We start from the raw sequence: 1,297 nt of genomic DNA, 5'->3' as shown, positions 1-1,297 counted from the left end.
GCCCTGCCGCGCCGCGCCGTGCGGGCGACCGCGGAAGCGCCGCCGCCCGAGTTCGGCGAGCCCGGCCTGTGGACGCCGAACCCGGCTCCGGTCTCGCGCAGCTGGTGGTGACCGCAGCCCGCCGGTCGCGGTCCGTGAGGAGCCCCCGCACCGGCCCCGTGGCCCATTCGCATCACCCGTCGGGCGACCGCCGCGGCGACGTGTGCCGCCGCGCTTGCCGGCACGATTTCGCCACGGTCCAGACTTAGCCGTAAGGGAATCGCGTGTGTCCGGCTCGGGCCGCCGATAACCGGGTCTTCACGGTTTTCGGCAACCTTGCGTTCACCATGGTTCCGCGCCGAACGCGGGTCGCGTCCGAGGGGTGAGACGATCGTGCCGACGCCGAGCCAGACGACGCCCCGGCCCTCGCGTCTTCGGCGCATCCTCTTCGGACTCTCCGGCATGGCGCTGGCGCTGGCGGCCGGAACCACCGGCACCCAGGATGCGGTCGCCAACGGCGACACCCGCTCGCTCACGATCTTCCACACCCACACCAAGGAGAGCGCGACCATCACGTTCAAGCGCGATGGGCGCTACGACCGCGCGGCCCTGGAGCAGCTGAACTGGCTCCTGCGCGACTGGCGCATCGACGAGCCGACCAAGATGGACCCGCGCCTGTTCGACACGGTCTGGGAGGCCTATCGGCAGGTCGGCGCCTCGGAGCCGATCCACGTGGTGTCGGCCTATCGCTCGCCCGGCACCAACGCGATGCTGCGCCGCCGCTCGAAGGCGGTGGCCGAGTACAGCCAGCACATGCTCGGCAAGGCGATGGATTTCTACCTGCCGGGCGTCTCGATCGACGAGATCCGCGCGGTCGGGCTGCAGATGCAGCGCGGCGGCGTCGGCTGGTATCCGCATGCCGGCTCGCCCTTCGTCCATCTCGACGTCGGCTCGGTCCGGATGTGGCCGCGGATGAGCCACGACCAGCTCGCCCGCCTGTTCCCCGACGGCAAGACCGTCCACCTGGCGTCCGACAACCGGCCGTTCCCGCGCTACGAGGAGGCCCGCGCCGAGATCCTGGCCCGCGGCGGCACCGTGCTCGGCGTGTCCTCGCAGATCGCCTCCGCCGACGAGGAGGAGGGCCCGAGCCTCGTCGGGTTCCTCGCTGGCCTGTTCGGCAGCCGCAGCGATCCGGCTCCGGCGCCGGTCGCGGTGGCGCGCGGGAAGCCGAAGCCGGTGGTCGCGGTGGCGAGCGCCGACCCGGAAGACGGCATCGGCACCCGTGCGGCCCTCGCCTACGCCGCCGGGGCCCTGCTCA

At 72.6% G+C, this 1,297-nt stretch carries 1 protein-coding gene; it reads left to right on the top strand.

The window, feature by feature from the left end; genetic code table 11:
- Nucleotides 1–441: 441 nt before the first annotated feature.
- A partial coding sequence (locus tag FV227_RS28575) for a DUF882 domain-containing protein (protein WP_147860474.1) occupies nucleotides 442–1,297 on the top strand: 856 nt, incomplete at its 3' end.

This window comes from Methylobacterium sp. WL119 (genome assembly GCF_008039875.1).
In the GTDB taxonomy this organism is placed as follows: Bacteria; Pseudomonadota; Alphaproteobacteria; order Rhizobiales; family Beijerinckiaceae; genus Methylobacterium.
Note: the sequence above shows the minus strand (reverse complement) of the source record. Positions and strands in the feature narration are given on the sequence as shown.